Raw genomic sequence first — 17,629 nt, 5'->3', positions numbered from 1 at the left:
GGGCCTTAGTCGGGAGCGTAGAGACTGGAGAGCGGGTAGTCCGCGAGATCGCGCAGGAGCTCGATGAAGCCTGCGACCTGGTGCCTGCAGATCGCTTCGCCCTTTGCCGCCGTGCCCTTCGAGGCATCGCCGACCACGCCGTGCGGGTTGAGGTCATGGGCGATCCAGGCGAGGGAATGTGGCGGCAGGGGCGTGAGGAATTTTGAATTTGCTTTCATCTCCTCGGCCCTGGAGACAAAATTCTGAGCCTTGTCCATGCGCACCAGTTCGGGACGAAAATGCAGCATCAGCGAGGTCTCTACCTCGCCACCATGAATGCCATAGCGGCTTTCATGCTCGGAGATCATGCCGTCCGGATTGCCGAAGCGGCCCCATTGGGTGGAGACGACGGCCATCTGGTGGCGGACGCGCAATTCGCGGGCGACGATGCTCATGACATCGACATTGCCGCCATGGGAGTTGACGATGACAAGTTTGCGGATGCCAGCTTCGGCGACCTTGGTGCCGATAGCGGTCCAGGCGGGGATCAGAATTTCCGGACCGAAGGAAAGGCTGCCGGGGCCGTAGACGTGTTCATTGGCCTTGCCGATTTCCTGTGTGGGCAGGACGAGAAAGTCGAGGTCATCGGGACGTTGAACCTTCAGTTCGGCCAGCATGCCGTTCGCAATCGCGACATCGGTTGCGATCGGCAGATGGGGGCCATGCTGCTCGGTCGAGGCGATCGGCAAAATGGCGATCGTAGTATCCGCAGGCAGAGTGGCGAAATCCGTCGTGGTCAGTTCATTCCAGAAAAAGGGTTTCGCCATGGCCGTGCCTCGCTGTCTCGTTCTTCCGATCGATAAGACAAAACAGCGGGCTGCGAAAAGCATCATATTCAGTGCGGGCCGTTGCCTAATTGCGCTCGCAGACATGCGCGCTGGCCTCCCTGACGCTGCGCATGGCGTCAAAAGACCAAACCGGGATGCTCATTCCTGGTCCTTCCTTTTTTGTCTCGCCCTGTCGCCCTGTCGCCCTGTCGCTCTGTCGCCCTGAATGCGCAGTGCTCACGCTGGAGCACGCTTGCGAGGCAATCGCGACGCGAAGACGCATTGTCGATGTGCCTGCTCCGCCCCAGATAACGATCGCGTCTGTACTTCAACTGTGGAAAGCCGATCATGCACCCCGAGGTCACCGTCTGGTTCGACAGCAGTTGCCCGCTGTGTCAGCGCGAGATTGCATTCATGCGACGCCTCGACCGGCGCGGGGCGATCCAATTCCTGGATGCCTGCGATCCTACGGTCGGCTGTCCGGTCGATCGTGCCGAGATCCTCACTCGCTTCCATGCGGAGGAGAATGGCCGGCTTTTGTCCGGGGCGGCGGCCTTCGCCGCGATGTGGCGGGCCATTCCCGTGCTCCGTCCGCTTGGGATCGCGGCCGGCTGGCCAGCTCTCACACCGGCCTTCGACGCGGCTTATCGCGGTTTCCTTCGGATCCGGCCTCGGCTTCAACGACTGTTGCGCTGAAGCCTGAGAGGCCGGGGACAATTCTTTCACTGGGGCATTGGAATTGCCGTGGCCGTTGACGGTAGTGCTTGCTCGCTCGAAGCCACAGCCTGCTCAGGCTGGTCGCGAGATGGCTCGCTGCGTGAGACGGGGGCTGGTGCTCTTGTGAGTGCCGCGTCGGCAGCCGGGGCCGAATAGGCATAGGTGGTTGTGGTCTGGTGAAGCGATCCCAGCGCCAGTCCGGGCTGTGCCCCTGCACCTCCAAGTGTCAGTCCGCCGAGAAGGCCTGCCAATATCTCCGGCCCGATGTCGGGGTGACAGTAGCGGAGGCGGATTGTGATGGGTTCCGCGAGCGCGACGGAGGCAGTCTTGTCGAGGGCCTGCCAAGCATAGACGCAGCCGCCCTTGTTGCCGAGTTTTCCGGTAGCCGTGCCATATGGCCCATAGCTGTTTCGTCCGACGACGGGGTCGATGCTCATGCGGACGCCGGGAAAGTCGGCCTGAAGCGCCTTGGCGATTTCATTCCGGCTTGGCCCGCGTTGGCCATATCGGGTCGATGCCGATGCTGCAATCAGAGTGAGCCTGTTGTCGCCGGGCACGGTGGTCCTGTTGACATAGATGATGTCCTGCGTGGTTCCGTCGCTGCCCATGGATTGCCGCACACTGAGCGGGGCTTCGCCGAGGCTGGTGAGGCTCGCGCGGGCCATATGAGCCGGTAGCTCGCGGTTGCCGGTTTGCGCCGTTCCGGCAGCCGACGTCATGCCGTCGAGAAAGGGATCTTCGACGGTGGTGCAACCGTGAAGCCCAAGGAGTGCCAGGATAAGGAGACCGGATGCCTTCATCGGGTGATCCCCATGCGCTCGTTGATCGCCGCTATGCCGCGGCTATTGGCCGGGTCCGCCATAACCTGGTTGAGCTGCGCGAATATTGATCGGGACTGGGCGAGATTGCCGAGGTGGTAGTGGCTCCAGGCACGCATCTGGCTGATGCCCACCGGTTCCGGCACGAGCTGAAGGCGTACATTGAGCGCTTCGAGAGTCTGGCGATATTGCTTGCGGTCGAAAGCGCTCCGTGCCTTCTGCCACAGGAGTTCGGCCCGCAGTTCACGTTCGCGCAGGGGCGTCAGGGGCTGTCTCATCAAAAGGGCTTCGGCATCATCGGTGAGCTTGGCGCGGAGCAATGTGAGGCCCAAGCCGTAAGCTGCATCATCCGCCTTGCCGCCGCCGCGGGCCAGGCCGTCCGTGAATGCCTGGCGGGCTTCGGCCAGATGATTGAGCCCGAGAAGGCACCACCCCTTGGACACCTGCACGTCCGGCCTGAGCTGCCCTCTTGCCTCGAGTTTCCTGAGGTCTGCAATGCAGGCGCCATAGTCCTTCTTCTGCAGGCTGGAGAGATAGCGCGCTTCGATCCCGCCCGGAGCGTTCACGGCTTTGCCACCCTTGCCTTTGGGCTCGGCAGCAGACTTGATTTCGGCGAAAACGGTAGAATAGACCTCCCCGTACCGTGCGCGAAGTTCGTTGATCTCGGCCTTCTGACCAAGCCGCGTCATTGACAGGAGCATCCCCTTCAGGCTGTCCGCTTCCGGCTGCCAGTCGAATGCCTTGGCGAACCAGGCGCTGGCCGGCTGGAACTGTCGGGAGTTGTAGGCATACCAGCCGAGAAGGCGGGCATGGTCTGCCGACTCCGTCTTCTGGATGGCCTCCGAATAGCGGGTAACAACCCGGTCATCGATCTTCGTCTTGCCTTCGCCCTTGAAGGCGAACGACAATTGATCCGCGAGAAATGCGTCTTCCGCACTCAAGAAATCGAGATGCTCGGACACGAAGGCAAAGGCCTCCGCATCCTCCGAGAGATGGACATGGCTCAGCGCGAGGCCGCGCACGGCTTCCGGCGTCGGATGATCCTCCATCAAGCGCTCAAACCACGACGATGCCTCTTTCGGCTGCTCGATCCTGAGCAGATACCAGCCCATCAGTGCGAGATCCTTCGGGGACCCGGCCGTTTCGGCCACCTGCCGGACTGCAGCCAGGACCGCGTCATCGGGGCGCGGTGCGCCCGGGACACTCGCGGCATAGTCCCCGATCTCCCGACGCATCAGGTCGAGTTGCAGGGGCCCCATGCCGAGTGCGAGGTCGGGATCGGCCGACAGGACCTGCATGGCTTCGCGAAGGTCCGCGGCCGAAACGTCTTCGATCGCCTTCTGCAGGGTCGTCAGCACGAGCTCCTTGGAGAACGCCTTGTCCTGCCCGCGAAACAGGATGCCGCGGTAGAGGTTTGTCAGGGCGTCGCGCATATCGTTTGCCCTGTAGGCATCGATCATCATCCAGAGCAGGTCGATCTCGGTCTCCTGCATCGGATCGAGGCCAGCGCCAATTCGAACGAGTGTCGCAAAATCCTTGGCCTCATGGGCCGCTGTGATTGTGTTGCGCAGCTTTCGGCGTTCGAGCTTCATGCGGAAGTCGTCAGACGGTTCCCAACCGGGATTTGCGGCCGCGATCCGGCTGGTCTCCTGGTCGATCCTGGCATAGTCGTCACGCTCGTACAGCTGCCAGAGGCTGCTTTCATCCACCGTGTTGCCGGCGTCCGGGGCGTAAAGATCTGCGGGAAGAACGAAGTCGGGAAACCTCACTTCCAGGCGGCGGGTTTCAGCCTCGACCCGATCGGCCTCGCCATTCTTCGCATAGAAGTAGAGTGCGGCAAGATCGACGCTATCGGGTGCTGACTTGGGTTGCGGCTTCGCGGCCTCGTTCACCGCTTCCATGGATGGTGGCGCCATGGTCGATGCGGCCTGACGAACGACCAATGGCGTCGCCGTGAGGGGCATGGCCAAGACGAATGTGGTGAGTATCGTGCCGGCACACAGTGCGGCGGCTCTGCTGTTCTTGTTCATTCGACTGTCCTCACGCCCTTGCGCGGCACCGTGTAGCCAATCCACCAGCCAAACCCGCCCATCAAGAAAACGACGAGCGCGACGTAGATCATGAAGTTGTCCGAGAGCCAGGCTGCCGCGAGGCGTCTGAGATTGGCGGGGCTCGTGTCCGTGATCGGGAAAAAGCTGTAGGCTTGGGGTTTGCGGTTGACGAGTTCCAGATCGGAACGGCGGATAACGGACTCCTCGCCCTCAAGCGCAGTCCATGTTCCGGGCCTTGTCAGGGCGGCCACACCCAGTGAAAGTGAGACTTCATCGGTTGCGCTGACAATGGTCCAGACGGCATCGCTGTCCGGCACTTTAGACTGCGTCAAGCTCACCAGACGGTCCTGGGTCTCGATGTGGACGTCGTCGCCGATCTCTCTGTAGGTCAGCCAGCGGTTTACCGTGGTTGCCGCCGCAGACAGCCAAGCCGTGATCCGGCTTTTCGCGGATAGTTTGTCCTCTTCCAGCTGGGTCTCCACCTGAAAAGCGTTGAGCAGTGCCTCGGAGTGGGACGACGGACCAGTTCCGCCGATGGACGCCGTGACCAATGCGTCGGTCGCCGCCATATGAAGTCGATTTCCCTTGGGGGCTACCAATTCAGCGCTTTCCATCGCGCCTCCGTCGACGTTCACGACGAGAACGTTCCCCGTCGTCTTGGCCGGGTCCGGGCGACCGATCTTCACCTCGGCAGGCAAGGGGTGGCCTGCCGAAATCGCCATGCGCGCAAAGACGGACAGTGCCGAGCCCAGGCGCGCCGGGGTTGGGGCATCGACGTAGATGTCGAATGCGCCGGCGCCGGCGAAGGGGAATGATTTTCCGGCGAATGCTGCGAGATCCGGCAAGCGCCCTGCGCGTGCCAGTGGCGGGATCTTGACGGTGGTCTCCTGCAGCAGCAGGAAACGGGAGCGGCTTTCATCGCGTGCCGCCGGATCGCAGGCGAGATCGCCTGATGTCGGCAGTTCCGCGAGGATGCGGACATGATTGACGCCAGGATGGAAGGCCCGCAGCGGCAGTTCGAGGGGTTTGTTCTCGAGCCTTACGCCTTCCGGGTCGTGGAGAATCTGGCTTGCCGCCGCGCGCTCGTTGACGCGCACGAGGATCTGGGTTCCCGCAGCAAGGCCCGGTGCCGTTGCCGCATTCAGATGCAGGTCTACCGTGGCGTAGTCACCCGGGTAGAGGTCGGCCGGCATCACGATGTCGAAACTCGTCTGGAACAGGCGCCCGGAAAATGGGGTGGTACGGTAGCCCACCTCGGAGAGTTCGTGGGTGCCCGGCTGGTTGCCGTCAATGATGCCGCGCGCGGCCGCCAACTTGTTAGCCCGAATCAGGGGTTGGAGCGGACCATTCACGGCGGCCAGCAGGAATGCCTGGGTCTCGGCTTTGCCGGAGGCACGCAGGGTGACGGCGTACCGACCGGCATCGCCCCGGCGCACGGAAAGGCCGCGCGGCGCCCCCGCCAGCGCATCGTGCGCCGATTGCGGCAGATCGGCATCATCCAGGTCCCCCACGTAGACGTCGATGCCCGGCCCCGTGCCTTCGAGTTCACCAAGGCTGACGACAATGTCTTTGCGCCCGAGGACCAGAGCAAGCGTCTGCATCAGTGGGAGACTATCCCGGAGGGCGGCGTGTGCCGTTTCCGACTTTGCAATCAGTCGGATTTCGGTTGCTGCATCTCCATTGCGGCCGACCGAAAGCAGGTTCGCAAGATCGCCGTCCTTTGCCGGGACTCCGGCCACGAAGCCGCTCACGAGGGTGTCAAACTGGCTCCACAATTCATAGCTCGCTTCGATGCTGCAATCGATGCGGTGGTGCTGGCGAGCACGGATCCGAACAGTGTTCCAACCGGTCACGAGGTCTTTGGCCGCAACCGGCAAATCATGGGTTGTCGGACCGTGCGGTGAGCGGATCGGGAAGCTCGAAAGCGGCTTGCCGTTCAGTTCGACATCGACAGTTGCATCGTCGGGAAGGACCGATACCGCATTCGTATAGCTGAGGCGCAATGCGCCGCTGGTCGCTGCCTGGTCGGGCGAGAGGTAGAATGTGAGTTCACGGACGGCATCTTCGCCCTCCATCCGCATCTCGCTCGCCGATTGGCGAAACGACACCAATTGGGATTGGCCACCGGAAACCGGTGCGGTTGCGCCGGAGGAAATCGTCGGCGGTGTGAGCTCGCTCGCGACGGTCGAAAGGTTCGGTGCTACCAGCAAGAGTGCGGTTGCGGCGGACAAAAAAACGGTCAGGTTTCGCTTACGCATATGCCGTTCCTCTCTGTGTCGCCGACACGGCGGCGGGAGTGTCCCGGCGTAAGCCCGGAGCATGGATGACCATCGGCGCATCCGGATGCGATACTTCCGTGGTTTCCCGCACCAGACGGAGTGCATAGGTGAAGCCGCGAAGCGTCTCGGTGATCGTCCACAGGGCAAACCGGATCGTGCCGGTAAAAAAGCCCTTGTGCTTCTGGACACGGTTCCAGCGATCCTGCAGCGGCTGCTGGTCGCAGTACATCATCTCGGCAATGGCGACGAAGGTCTCGGGGGTCCGTTCGGCAAAGGCGAAGCCGAAGTCCGTCTCGTCAGGGCGTCGGATCACGCTTCTGCAGACGAGCGGGACCTCCATGCTGCGACCGTGGCGACGCACTTCGATGACGGCCTCATGCCCCTTGTCGATCCCATCGACCGGCTTGCCATCGATGAACTGCAGGGCAAGGCCACCGCTCGAGACGTCCCCGATGATGACGGCGTATCCGGTGCCGTCGAGATGCAGGATCGCGTGGCGGCGCACGTGAAGACGCTGGTTGCGTCGGCGCTCCCGGCGCTCGGAGACCGACCCCAATGCCGCACCGGCGACACCCATGTTGATGATGTTCCAGCCGGCAACGATCAGCAGCAGTTCCGATGGCATGGCCTCGGTGGTGTAGCGCCAGATGGCATAGCAGCTGGCCGCAAGCAGCAGGAAAAAGACCAGGAAATACGGGCGGGCGAGGGGAGACAGTTTGCTCTCGTCGAGTGTCTGTCCCTTCGAGGTGACGTTGAAGGTCGGCTTGCGCGGATTGCGCACGACGCTGAGGATCGCGCCGAAGAGCATGACCGACTGCACATATTCATAGAGTTCCGACACCCAGGGCCAGCGCACGCGGCCGAAAAGATAGCTCTGCATGGCGAAGGACGAGATGAGGTAGGTGACCGAATAGCATACGAATTCGGTGATGTTGGCTTCGAAGATCTGCAGCGAGAAGAATATGTAGAGCAACGGCGAGAACATGAAGGTCAGCCGTGTGAGCGGAAAGAGCCAGAAGAGGTTCGTGCCGGCGTAGCAGATGCGCTGCGCCGTGGTCAGGCCGCGTTGCAGAAAGGGACGGTTGAGTGTCAGGATCTGGAGCATGCCCTGCGCCCAGCGCACACGCTGGCCGATGAAGGAGACCAGGGTTTCCGGCTGCAGACCGGCAATCAGCGGCTTGTCGACATAGAGGCTGTGCCAGCCGCGGCAATGAAGCGCCAGCGCGCTTTCGCAATCCTCGGTGATCGATTGACCTGAAAAGCCATCGGTTTCCTTCAGGGCTTTACGGCGCAACACGGCTGCAGAACCGCAGAAGAAGGAGGCATTCCATTTGTCCAGTCCGCGCTGCACGACAGAGTAGAACATCTCGTTCTCCGACGGCATCTTGCCGAAGGTCTGAAGGTTCTTTTCCACCGGGTCCGGATTGAGGAAGTAGTGCGGGGTTTGCACGAGGAAGAGCTTCTCATCCTTGGAGAAATAGCCGACCGTTTCGTTGAGGAATTCGCGCACCGGTGCATGGTCGGCATCGAAGACGACCACCAGTTCCCCTGATGAGATCTGAAGCCCGGCATTGAGATTGCCGGCTTTGGCATGGCTGTTTTCGGCACGGGCGTGATAGTGAACGCCCAGGGCCGCGGCGAGCGCCTGCAGTTCCTCCCGGCGCCGCCGGGCAGCGATCGCGGCGCGCGGATCGGACTGGCTGCATTTGGCGTCCGTGCCGCCGTCGTCCAGAAGATAGACAGTCAGCTTGTCCGCCGGATAGTTCATCGATTTCGCAGCTGCAAGTGTCAGCGCGAGCAGGTCGGCAGATTCGTTGTAGGATGGAACGAAGACGTCGACCGTCGGCTTTTCGCTGTCCTGCAGCCGTGGTGCCGGGTTGCGCTGTAGGGGATCGGCGACGATGAAGAAGTTGATCGCCAACATCACCAGGCAATACATTTCCGCCGCGTAGAGAATGATGCCGGGAATGAAGTTCAACGGCTCGTGGATGTCCGGCAGTGTCTCCGTCGTGCGCCAGAAAGCATAGCGCAACGCGAGGACGGCCGAGAAGACGAAGGTCATCAGACGGAAAGTCTTGTTCTGCGGGCGCATCATGAACAGGAGCATCAGCCCCAAAATGGCCAGACTGAGAACCAGTTGCGCCTGGAGGCTGATTGGCAGCCAGAGCAGGAACACACCAAGAAGGCCCGCAAAGATCGCGGGCAACGCAACGCACATCATGTGCCAAACCCCATGTTTCACCCCACCGCAGCGTCATCTGCGGCGATCCCTCGCAAGGAACATCCGGCATAAAGGGGGGTATTTCTTAGTAAATTGCTAAGGTCACGGGGCTCTCCCGTGACGCAAATGTGGGATTCTGACCGTATGAAATTTAGCGTAATATGCTGATTTCAAACGCTATTGTTCATTGGAATTTCCGGGTTTTCGGATGTTTGGGTTTATGAAAGTCCTAAGCCTGATCTAATCGACATGGTTGACGTCATCTTAAGATGCTGCACCCGCGTTTCGTCTCGTTTCGTTGCGGCACAGCTTGTTGTGGGCAACGGTCTGCCCTGCGACTAACGGAGAATGTACGATCTGCACCGGATTCGTTACTCCTAGACAATTGTCTATTCCGCCTTGGGACAAGGATTGGCGGAAAAGACGTGGAGGACGAGGGGTCTTGGAGGACGTCTCGTCGAGGAAAGGGAGGAGCACTCGTGACGGATAAATCTTCGTCTAACGCTTACTGGTCAGCGAACATTCGCATCATCTACATCTGCCTGGCGATCTGGGGCATCGTATCCTACGGATTCGGCATCCTGCTTCGCCCCGCTCTGTCGGGTATTGCCGTCGGTGGAACCGATCTCGGCTTCTGGTTCGCCCAGCAAGGCTCGATCGTGGTCTTCATCGCTCTGATTTTCGGCTACGCGATTTACATGAACAAGATCGACCGCGAATTCGGCGTCGATGAGCAGTAAGGCGGACCAATAATGGATCAGTATACACTCAATCTGCTGATCGTAGGCGCGTCCTTTGCGCTTTACGTCGGCATCGCCATCTGGGCTCGAGCCGGAACCACGGCCGAGTTTTATGCCGCAAACCGTGGTGTCAACCCGGTCTTGAACGGCATGGCAACCGCGGCCGACTGGATGTCGGCGGCTTCGTTCATCTCCATGGCCGGCCTCATCGCCACCGTCGGCTACGGCAACTCGACCTACCTCATGGGTTGGACCGGCGGCTATGTGCTGCTCGCACTGCTGCTCGCGCCCTACCTGCGCAAGTTTGGCAAGTACACGGTTCCGCAGTTCATCGGTGACCGCTTCTACAGCCAGGGCGCTCGCCTGACGGCTGTCGTCTGCCTGATTGTCATTTCGGTGACCTACGTCATCGGTCAGATGACGGGTGCCGGCGTTGCCTTCTCGCGCTTCCTGGAAGTTGATGTGTCGACGGGTCTGTGGATCGCGTCTGCGGTCGTCTTCGTCTATGCCGTTCTCGGCGGCATGAAGGGCATCACCTACACGCAGGTCGCACAGTACATCGTTCTGATCATCGCCTATACCATCCCGGCGATCTTCATCTCGCTGCAGCTCACCGGCAATCCGATCCCGTGGTTCGGCCTCTTCGGCACGCATACGGAATCCGCGCTTCCGCTCCTGCAGAAGCTCGACCAGGTGGTTACCGATCTCGGCTTCAATGCCTACACCGCTCAAGGCTCCATGCTGAACATGACCCTGTTCACGCTGTCGCTGATGATCGGTACGGCTGGTCTGCCGCACGTCATCATCCGCTTCTTCACTGTTCCGAAGGTGTCTGATGCGCGTTGGTCCGCCGGTTGGGCTCTCGTATTCATCGCGCTGCTCTATCTGACGGCTCCGGCTGTCGGCGCCATGGCACGCCTGAATATCATCGACACCATCTATCCGGGTGGCACGCAGCAGGAAGCGGTTCTCTACGAAGAGCGCCCGGACTGGATGCGTAACTGGGAAGTTACGGGTCTGTTGAAGTTCGAGGACAAGAATGGCGACGGCCGCATGCAGTATTACAATGATGCTGCCGCCGGCTTCACCGACACGGCCACTCAGCGTGGCTGGACGGGCAACGAGCTGACGATCAACAACGACATCCTCGTTCTCGCCAATCCGGAAATCGCACAGCTTCCGGGCTGGGTCATCGCCCTCATTGCGGCCGGTGGTCTCGCAGCCGCTCTGTCGACCGCAGCCGGCCTGCTTCTCGCCATCTCGTCGGCGATCAGCCACGATCTGATCAAGGACTTCCTGAAGCCGGACATTTCGGAAAAGGGAGAACTCATGGCGGCACGTGTCGCCATGGCAGGCGCAATCCTGGTCGCAACGCTCCTGGGTCTCAACCCGCCCGGCTTTGCTGCCCAGACCGTTGCACTCGCCTTCGGCCTTGCCGCTGCAACGATCTTCCCGGCTCTGATGATGGGCATCTTCTCGAAGCGCATCAACTCGCTCGGCGCCACGCTCGGCATGATCGTCGGCCTCGTGGTCACCTGCTTGTACCTGTTCACCTATCTGGGCTGGTTCTTCGTCGCAGGGACCAACATGCTCGAAAACGTTCCGGCCAACTACCTGTTCGGCATTCCGCCGACGGCGTTCGGCCCGATCGGTGCGCTGCTCAACTTCGCCACGGCCTACGTCGTGTCGATGATGACGCAAGCTCCGCCGCAGCATGTCCAGGATCTCGTCGAATCCATCCGCGTTCCGCGCGGTGCGGGTCAGGCGACCGGTCACTGATATCAACCTATCGGGAGGGGCGGCACAGTCGCCCCTCCTGTCCCTCAAACAAACAAGGCGCCAGGGCGCCCAATGAGGGCGAGGCACATGGTCCAGTTGCAGTCCGCCGTGCTGGCTTTTCTCGAGACGGTCCATCCCTATGACAGTCTCCCGAAAGATGAGATCGAGCGGGTCTCTACCCGCTTTCAAGAGATTTCCTTTTCAGCTGGTGCAGAAATCTATCACCGCGGAAATCCTCTGCCGGGCATCTACCTGATCATGGACGGTGCGGTCGAAATCATGGATGTCACCAATACGGTGGTCTCCGAACTCGCCCCGCGCAACTCGTTCGGCGAACGTGGCCTTCTGGCCGACGGTTTTGCAGCCACCACGGCCACGGCGCGGAGCGCCTGCACGCTTCTGATCCTGCCGAAAGATGAATTTCATCGATTGATGCAGGAGCAGCCCGTCTTTTCCCGCTTTTTCACGCGCGGCAGATTTGCCGACAGCCGTCGCGGCGACATGACGATTCAAAAGGTCAGCGAGCTCATGTCGCGACCGCCGATCGTCTGTTCGCCGTCCGACACCGTCCGGTCTGCTGCGACACTCATGCGGGAGCGGCATGTCTCCAGTCTCGGTGTCGTCGAGGACGGACGTTTTCAGGGGATCTTGACGACCCGCGACTTGACCGGCCGGGTGCTCGCGGAAGGGCTCGATCCCGAGACGACGCCGGTGTCGGCGGTCATGACACCCCATCCCGTCGGCCTGCGTGGCGAGGCGCTCGGCTCGGACATCCTGCATCTGATGCTGGAGCGCCGCGTCGGTCATCTTCCTGTCGTGGAGGGGGACCGGCTGATCGGCATGATCACGCAGACGGATCTCATCCGCTTCCACGCCATCAGTTCGGCCCAGTTGATCAGGGACATCGCGTCTGCCGATCGCGCCGAGGACATGCGCGCGATCACGGCGCGGATCCCGCAACTGCTGGTCCAGCTCGTCGGCAGCAACAATGCGCATGAGGTCGTGACCCGCCTCATCACCGACATCGCCGACAGTGTGACACGCAGATTGATCATGCTCGCCGAGCGTGAGCTGGGCCCACCACCGGTGCCATACGTCTGGCTCGCCTGCGGCAGCCAGGGCCGCCAGGAGCAAAGTGGGGTCAGCGATCAGGACAATTGCATCTTCATCGAGGATGGCGTCGAGCCCGAGGAGATGCCCTGGTACCAGCAACTGGCTGCCAAGGTGAGCAGAGGGCTCGATATCTGCGGCTATTTCTATTGCCCAGGGGACATGATGGCGAGCAATCCGCGCTGGTGCCAACCGGTCTCCGTCTGGCGCAGCTATTTCCGCGACTGGATCTACAAGCCGGACCCGACTGCGCAGATGCTGGCCAGCGTGATGTTCGATCTTCGGCCGATCTGCGGTGCGTCTTCGCTTTACCAGGATCTGCAGGCGGAAACACTGGAAGAGGCGAGCCGCAACTCGATCTTCACCGCCCACATGATCAGCAATTCCCTGAAGCACGCGCCGCCGCTCGGGCTGCTCCGTGGCTTTGCGACCATCCGCAGTGGCGAGCATCGCAACCAGATCGACATGAAGCACAATGGCGTCGTTCCGGTGGTGGATCTGGGACGGGTCTATGCCCTGATGGGGCGGCTCCCTCCCGTCAACACCCGCGCGCGATTGCTGGCGGCGGAGGAGGCGGGGATCATTTCGGGCGCCGGCGCGCGTGATCTGATTGCGGCCTATGACCTCATCGCAGACATGCGGCTGCGAAATCAGTTTCGCCAAGTGCGTGACGGCAAAAAGCCGGATAACTTTCTTGCGCCCTATGATTTCGGCGATTTCGAGCGCTCTCATCTGCGCGACGCCTTCGTTGTCGTCAGGACCATGCAATCGGCGCTCGCCAATGGCGGACGGGCGCCTGTCTAGAGGAATGAAGAATGCTGTTTGAGTTGATTGCCGCAGTGGTTGCCGGCGTTGCCCTGGCCGGATTGGCGATGCTGCTGCGCTGGTTGAGCCGTGGCCGGTTGCCCAAGTGGATCATCCCGGCCATGGCTGGCGTCGGCATGTTGAGCTATTCGATCTGGAGCGAATACAGCTGGTTCGACCGTATGAACATTGCTCTGCCTGGCATTGCGGTTTCGTGGAAGAACGAGCAGACGGCGTTCTGGCGGCCCTGGTCCTATATCGAGCCCGTCACCACACGTTTCACCGCGGTCGATCTGAAAGGTGCCAAGCGGCATCCGGCCCAGCCGGGCCTGGTCATGGTCGACATCCTGCTTGCGGCGCGGTGGCAACCGGTGAAGCCGGTCAAGGTGGTCTATGATTGCCAGAATGCCCGGCGCGCGGATCTCATCGATTCCAGCATGAACATCGCCGACGACGGCCGTCTGGTGGGCGCCGAGTGGATCAAGGTCGAGCCGGACGATGCTGCCTTGAAGATTGCATGTTCGAGCGGGTGAGGGAGAGATGACCAGGATCAGCTTGCGCGGACGTATCCTGATGTTCTTCGTGGCCTTGGCTGCGGGGACGGTCGTCGCCCTGGCTTTGGGTCTGTGGTTCGGCTACCACCGCGACGGCAGTCAGGATATGCTCAATGCCTTCATGCAGAGCGCGATCGCGGCCGGCTTTCTGATTCTGGCGCTGGTGACCTGGGTCTGGTTTCTCTTCGACACACATCTTGCACGGCCGATCGACAAGGTAGCCTCCGCGATGCGGGCTCGTGCACATGCCGACGTCGCGCATGATTTCGAGGCCGAGGATGCGCGGTACCTGGGCGATCTTGCCGCCGCCGCCTCCGCCACCGCGACCACGCTTGCCCAGACCCGCGGCGCGCTGGCAGAGCAGGTTCAGCGGGAAACCACACGCCTGTCTTCCGACAAAAACAAGCTCGAACAGTTGCTGGCCGATGTTCCACCTGCGGTTCTTCTCTGCACGGGCCGGCATCATCTGGTCTTCTACAACGGTGTTGCGCAGCAATTCCTGGCCGGATCCCAGCGGCCGGTCTGCCTCGACCGCAACATCTTCGACTATCTGACCGAAGGGCCGATCCGCGACGCGCACCACAGATTGCTCGAGGGGGCCGTTCCCGATGCTGTGGTCGAATTCATCTGTCTGAGCCCGTGCGGGCGTCGCCGTCTTGCCGGTCGCATGCGGCTCGCCGGTGACAATGGCGGGGACCATGCGGCTTACGTGATGACCCTGCGGGATGTCACCAACGACTTCGAAGCCTATGCAAGGCGCGACGCATTGCTCGGTGACGTCTTCCAGCAGGTTCGTCCGGCCTTGTCGGATCTGCGACGGGCTGCGGAGACAAAAGCGGTGTCAGGTCTCGCGAATGACCCTGTCGTGCAGCAATTGCAGGCTCTGGATGAGATGCTCGCCGAACTCGAAGCGCGCTTCGAGACCTGTCGCTCCGATGGTTGGCCGATGGCCGCGACGGACACACGGGAGCTTGCCGGGCAAGTGAGGAGAGCAGTCGAAGGTCAAGGGCTCATGCTCGACTTCGACGTCGGCGAGTTTGCCGTGCGATGCAACGTGTTCGATATCGTCAACCTGCTGTCTCACCTCGTTTCGCATATCCACGGCGTGACCTCAGCCACGCATTTTCGTCTGGTCATATCGGATGCCGGAGGGGCTGCAGATGTCGTCCTTTCCTGGGCCGGTTCGATGATCCCGCCTGAGGCCCTGAATGCCTGGCTCGGCGAGGCTGTCTTCGAAGGCGGAATGACTTGCGAGACGATCCTGAAGGCGCATGGCAATGTTCTTGTCGTCGATCGTGCCGATGATAGGCCGGCGATCTTGACGCGGTTGCGCTCGGTCGAGCGACTGCGTTCGATCGGAGCAGACCTTTCCCGTCATGTGGTTTACGACTTCGATCTCTTGTCTCGCCTCAACTACGAGAAGATATCGGACGCACAGATTGATGCCCTGACCTATGTCGTCTTCGACACGGAGACCACAGGCCTGCTGCCCGAGCAGGGGGATGAGATGGTGCAGATTGCAGCGGTGCGGATCGTCAACGGAAAGCGCGTCAAGAGCGAGGTTTTCAACCTGTTCGTCAATCCGGGACGACCCATCCCGCCGTCATCCTCGGCCATTCACGGGGTGACAGATGCGATGGTCGCCGATGCCGTGAGCGTTCAGGAGGCCGTTCGGCAGTTTCATCGCTTCGCCGAGGGGGCAGTTCTCGTGGCGCATAATGCGCCCTTCGACATGGAATTCCTCTCCCGTCGCGAAAAGGAACTGGGCCTGCGTTTCCTCAACCCGATCCTGGATACCGTGCTTGTGTCGGCGACGGTCTTCGGTCGCGCCGAGACCCATACCCTTGATGCTCTCGCCGAAAGGCTCGGTGTCTGCATCGACGAGGAGGACAGGCACACGGCCCTCGGTGACGCCATTGCGACTGCGGATGTGTTCATCAAGCTGAAGGACATGCTGGCCGGGCGCGGACTGTCACGCTTCGGTGACGTTCTGGCCAGTCTTCGCAGCCACCAGAGGCTGGTCCGTGACCTGAATGATCGGGCCCGGGTTTCCTGAGGCGAAGGCTTCGACAAGGCTTGCTATCCGGGCTTTCCACATCTCGCACAGCTGCCATCGGCCGGTGACAGGTGGGTGACAGGTTCTGCTGCTAGGCGTATGGTCACATCGTCCCGTGGAGGCGGGACAGATGGGACATGGGAGGAGCGGGCACAGCCTGAAGCGGTTCTATCCGCAGTGAGCAAACCTGCGTTCTCCCCACAGATCAGTTGAAAGCGGCAAGAGCCGCATTGATGGTGGAGGACTATCTTGAAGCACTTTTTCCTGGCATCCATTCTCGCAGGCGCCCTGGCCCTTCCGGCCGTTGCTGCCGATTACACGATCATGGCTCCGGCAGCGCCTGGCGGCGGCTGGGACCAGACGGCCCGCTCGCTTCAGCAAGTCATGCAGTCCGAAGGCATTTCCGGCAATGTTCAGGTCGTGAACGTGCCCGGCGCCGGTGGCACGATCGGTATCGCCCAGTTCGCCAGCCAGCAGAAGGGCAATCCGAACGCCCTGATCGTGGGTGGTTACGTCATGGTCGGCGCGATCCTGACAAACCAGTCTCCGGTCACTCTCGCCGATGTCACGCCGATTGCGCGCCTGACCGGCGAATACGAAGCCATCGTGGTTCCGGCCAATTCCGAAGTTCAGAACATCGGCCAGCTGGTCGAGATGCTGAAGGCCGATCCGGGTTCCGTCTCCTGGGCTGGTGGCTCGGCGGGTGGTACCGACCACATCGGTGCCGGCCTGATTGCCAAGGCTGCCGGTGTTGACCCGACCAAGATCAACTACATCGCCTATTCGGGCGGTGGTGAAGCGCTTGCGGCCATTCTCGGCGGTCAGGTCACGGTCGGCATTTCCAGCTACGGCGAATTCCAGGCCCAGATTGCTGCCGGCACCCTGCGCCTTCTCGCCGTCTCCAGCGCCGAGCGCATTGAAGGCGCCGATGCTCCGACGCTCAAGGAGAGCGGCCTCGATGTCGTGCTGCAGAACTGGCGCATGGTTGCCGCTGCTCCGGGCCTGAGCGACGAGCAGAAGGCTGCGGTCATGGCTGACGTCGAAAAGCTCGCCAAATCGGCTGCCTGGCAGGAAACGCTGAAGACCAAGAACTGGCAGGATACATACCTTGCCGGCCCGGCCTTTGAAGAGCAGCTGGCCAAGGACATCGCTGCCACAGAGACGATCCTCAAAGACATCGGTCTCGTGAAATGAGCATGGAAGAGCGTTCTTCCGAGCATCGCACGCGCCGCCCTGATTGGGCGGCGCTGGCCATCGCGATCGTGATGTTCGCGGTTGCCGGCCTGATCTTCTTCGATGTCGCGCGCCTCCAGGGTGGCAACATCTATTCCGGTCTTGGTCCAGCCACCGTGCCGAAGGGTATCGCCATCGGGTTGATCGTGCTTGGCATATGGACGGTCTTCGCTGCGATGCGTCGTGACTTCCCCGAGAGGGAGCATCAGGAGCTTCCTCCCGTCCTGTTCATCGTCGCGGGGCTCGCCGCGCAGATGCTGCTTTTGAAGACTGCCGGGTTTTCGCTCGCCACCGGGGTGCTGTTTGCCATGACGGCCGCCGGATTTGGCAAAAAGAAGTTCTGGATCTCGCTACCTGCGGGCATCGCACTCTCGTTTGTCGTGTGGATCATTTTCGCGCGCTTCCTGCAACTTTCCTTGCCAGCCGGCCCACTTGAACGGCTGTTCTTCTGAGGGGAACCC

Annotated in this window: 13 protein-coding genes; 8 read left to right on the top strand and 5 right to left on the bottom strand. The window is 61.4% G+C overall.

Annotated elements, in window-relative coordinates; translation table 11 throughout:
- Positions 1-5: 5 nt before the first annotated feature.
- The gene (locus QTL56_RS11860) at positions 6-806 is read right to left on the bottom strand and encodes a creatininase family protein (RefSeq protein WP_245137854.1); all 801 of its coding nucleotides are present in this window, start codon (positions 804-806) and stop codon (positions 6-8) included.
- Between the two features lie 348 nt (positions 807-1,154).
- Between QTL56_RS11860 and QTL56_RS11855 the strand changes: the two genes are divergently transcribed.
- A complete protein-coding gene (locus QTL56_RS11855; RefSeq protein WP_229576103.1) occupies positions 1,155-1,502 on the top strand; it encodes a thiol-disulfide oxidoreductase DCC family protein in 348 nt (115 codons plus the stop codon).
- Positions 1,503-1,528: 26 nt separating this feature from the next.
- Here the strand turns inward: QTL56_RS11855 and bcsN are convergent, their stop codons facing one another.
- The 4 genes from bcsN to bcsA are packed head-to-tail and all read right to left on the bottom strand — an operon-like array spanning position 1,529 to position 8,892.
- Complete coding sequence (gene bcsN / locus QTL56_RS11850; protein ID WP_245137853.1) at positions 1,529-2,323, bottom strand: cellulose biosynthesis protein BcsN; 795 nt, start codon at positions 2,321-2,323, stop codon at positions 1,529-1,531.
- Positions 2,320-4,371, bottom strand: a complete 2,052-nt coding sequence (locus QTL56_RS11845) for a tetratricopeptide repeat protein (RefSeq protein ID WP_245137852.1) — start codon at positions 4,369-4,371, stop codon at positions 2,320-2,322. The genes bcsN and QTL56_RS11845 overlap by 4 nt, the downstream gene beginning before the upstream one ends.
- Positions 4,368-6,650, bottom strand: coding sequence for a cellulose biosynthesis cyclic di-GMP-binding regulatory protein BcsB (locus QTL56_RS11840; protein WP_245137851.1), 2,283 nt, complete (start codon positions 6,648-6,650; stop codon positions 4,368-4,370). Before QTL56_RS11840 ends, QTL56_RS11845 begins: the two co-directional genes overlap by 4 nt.
- Entirely contained in the window at positions 6,643-8,892 is a 2,250-nt protein-coding gene (bcsA, locus tag QTL56_RS11835; RefSeq protein WP_245137850.1) for a UDP-forming cellulose synthase catalytic subunit, read from the bottom strand. Before bcsA ends, QTL56_RS11840 begins: the two co-directional genes overlap by 8 nt.
- Before the next feature lie 479 nt (positions 8,893-9,371).
- On the opposite strand from bcsA, the gene QTL56_RS11830 reads away from it, so the two are divergent.
- The 7 genes from QTL56_RS11830 (at position 9,372) to QTL56_RS11800 (ending at position 17,620) form a co-directional block, all read left to right on the top strand.
- On the top strand, positions 9,372-9,632 hold the full coding sequence (locus QTL56_RS11830; protein ID WP_229576098.1) for a DUF4212 domain-containing protein: 261 nt from the start codon (positions 9,372-9,374) through the stop codon (positions 9,630-9,632).
- 12 nt (positions 9,633-9,644) lie between these two features.
- Positions 9,645-11,411: a sodium:solute symporter family protein gene (locus QTL56_RS11825; RefSeq protein ID WP_245137849.1), complete on the top strand. Its 1,767-nt coding sequence runs from the start codon at positions 9,645-9,647 to the stop codon at positions 11,409-11,411.
- 87 nt (positions 11,412-11,498) lie between these two features.
- Entirely contained in the window at positions 11,499-13,325 is a 1,827-nt protein-coding gene (locus QTL56_RS11820; protein WP_245137848.1) for a DUF294 nucleotidyltransferase-like domain-containing protein, read from the top strand.
- An 11-nt stretch (positions 13,326-13,336) separates the two neighbouring features.
- A complete protein-coding gene (locus QTL56_RS11815; protein ID WP_245137847.1) occupies positions 13,337-13,858 on the top strand; it encodes a hypothetical protein in 522 nt (173 codons plus the stop codon).
- A 7-nt stretch (positions 13,859-13,865) separates the two neighbouring features.
- The gene (locus tag QTL56_RS11810) at positions 13,866-15,935 is read left to right on the top strand and encodes a 3'-5' exonuclease (protein WP_245137846.1); all 2,070 of its coding nucleotides are present in this window, start codon (positions 13,866-13,868) and stop codon (positions 15,933-15,935) included.
- A gap of 249 nt (positions 15,936-16,184) precedes the next feature.
- The gene (locus QTL56_RS11805) at positions 16,185-17,129 is read left to right on the top strand and encodes a Bug family tripartite tricarboxylate transporter substrate binding protein (protein WP_245137845.1); all 945 of its coding nucleotides are present in this window, start codon (positions 16,185-16,187) and stop codon (positions 17,127-17,129) included.
- Complete coding sequence (locus QTL56_RS11800) at positions 17,126-17,620, top strand: tripartite tricarboxylate transporter TctB family protein (RefSeq protein ID WP_370660286.1); 495 nt, start codon at positions 17,126-17,128, stop codon at positions 17,618-17,620. The genes QTL56_RS11805 and QTL56_RS11800 overlap by 4 nt, the downstream gene beginning before the upstream one ends.
- Positions 17,621-17,629: the final 9 nt, after the last annotated feature.

It is taken from the genome of Peteryoungia algae, from assembly GCF_030369675.1.
Lineage (GTDB): Bacteria > Pseudomonadota > Alphaproteobacteria > Rhizobiales > Rhizobiaceae > Allorhizobium > Allorhizobium algae.
This window is presented reverse-complemented; position numbering and strand designations above follow the sequence as displayed.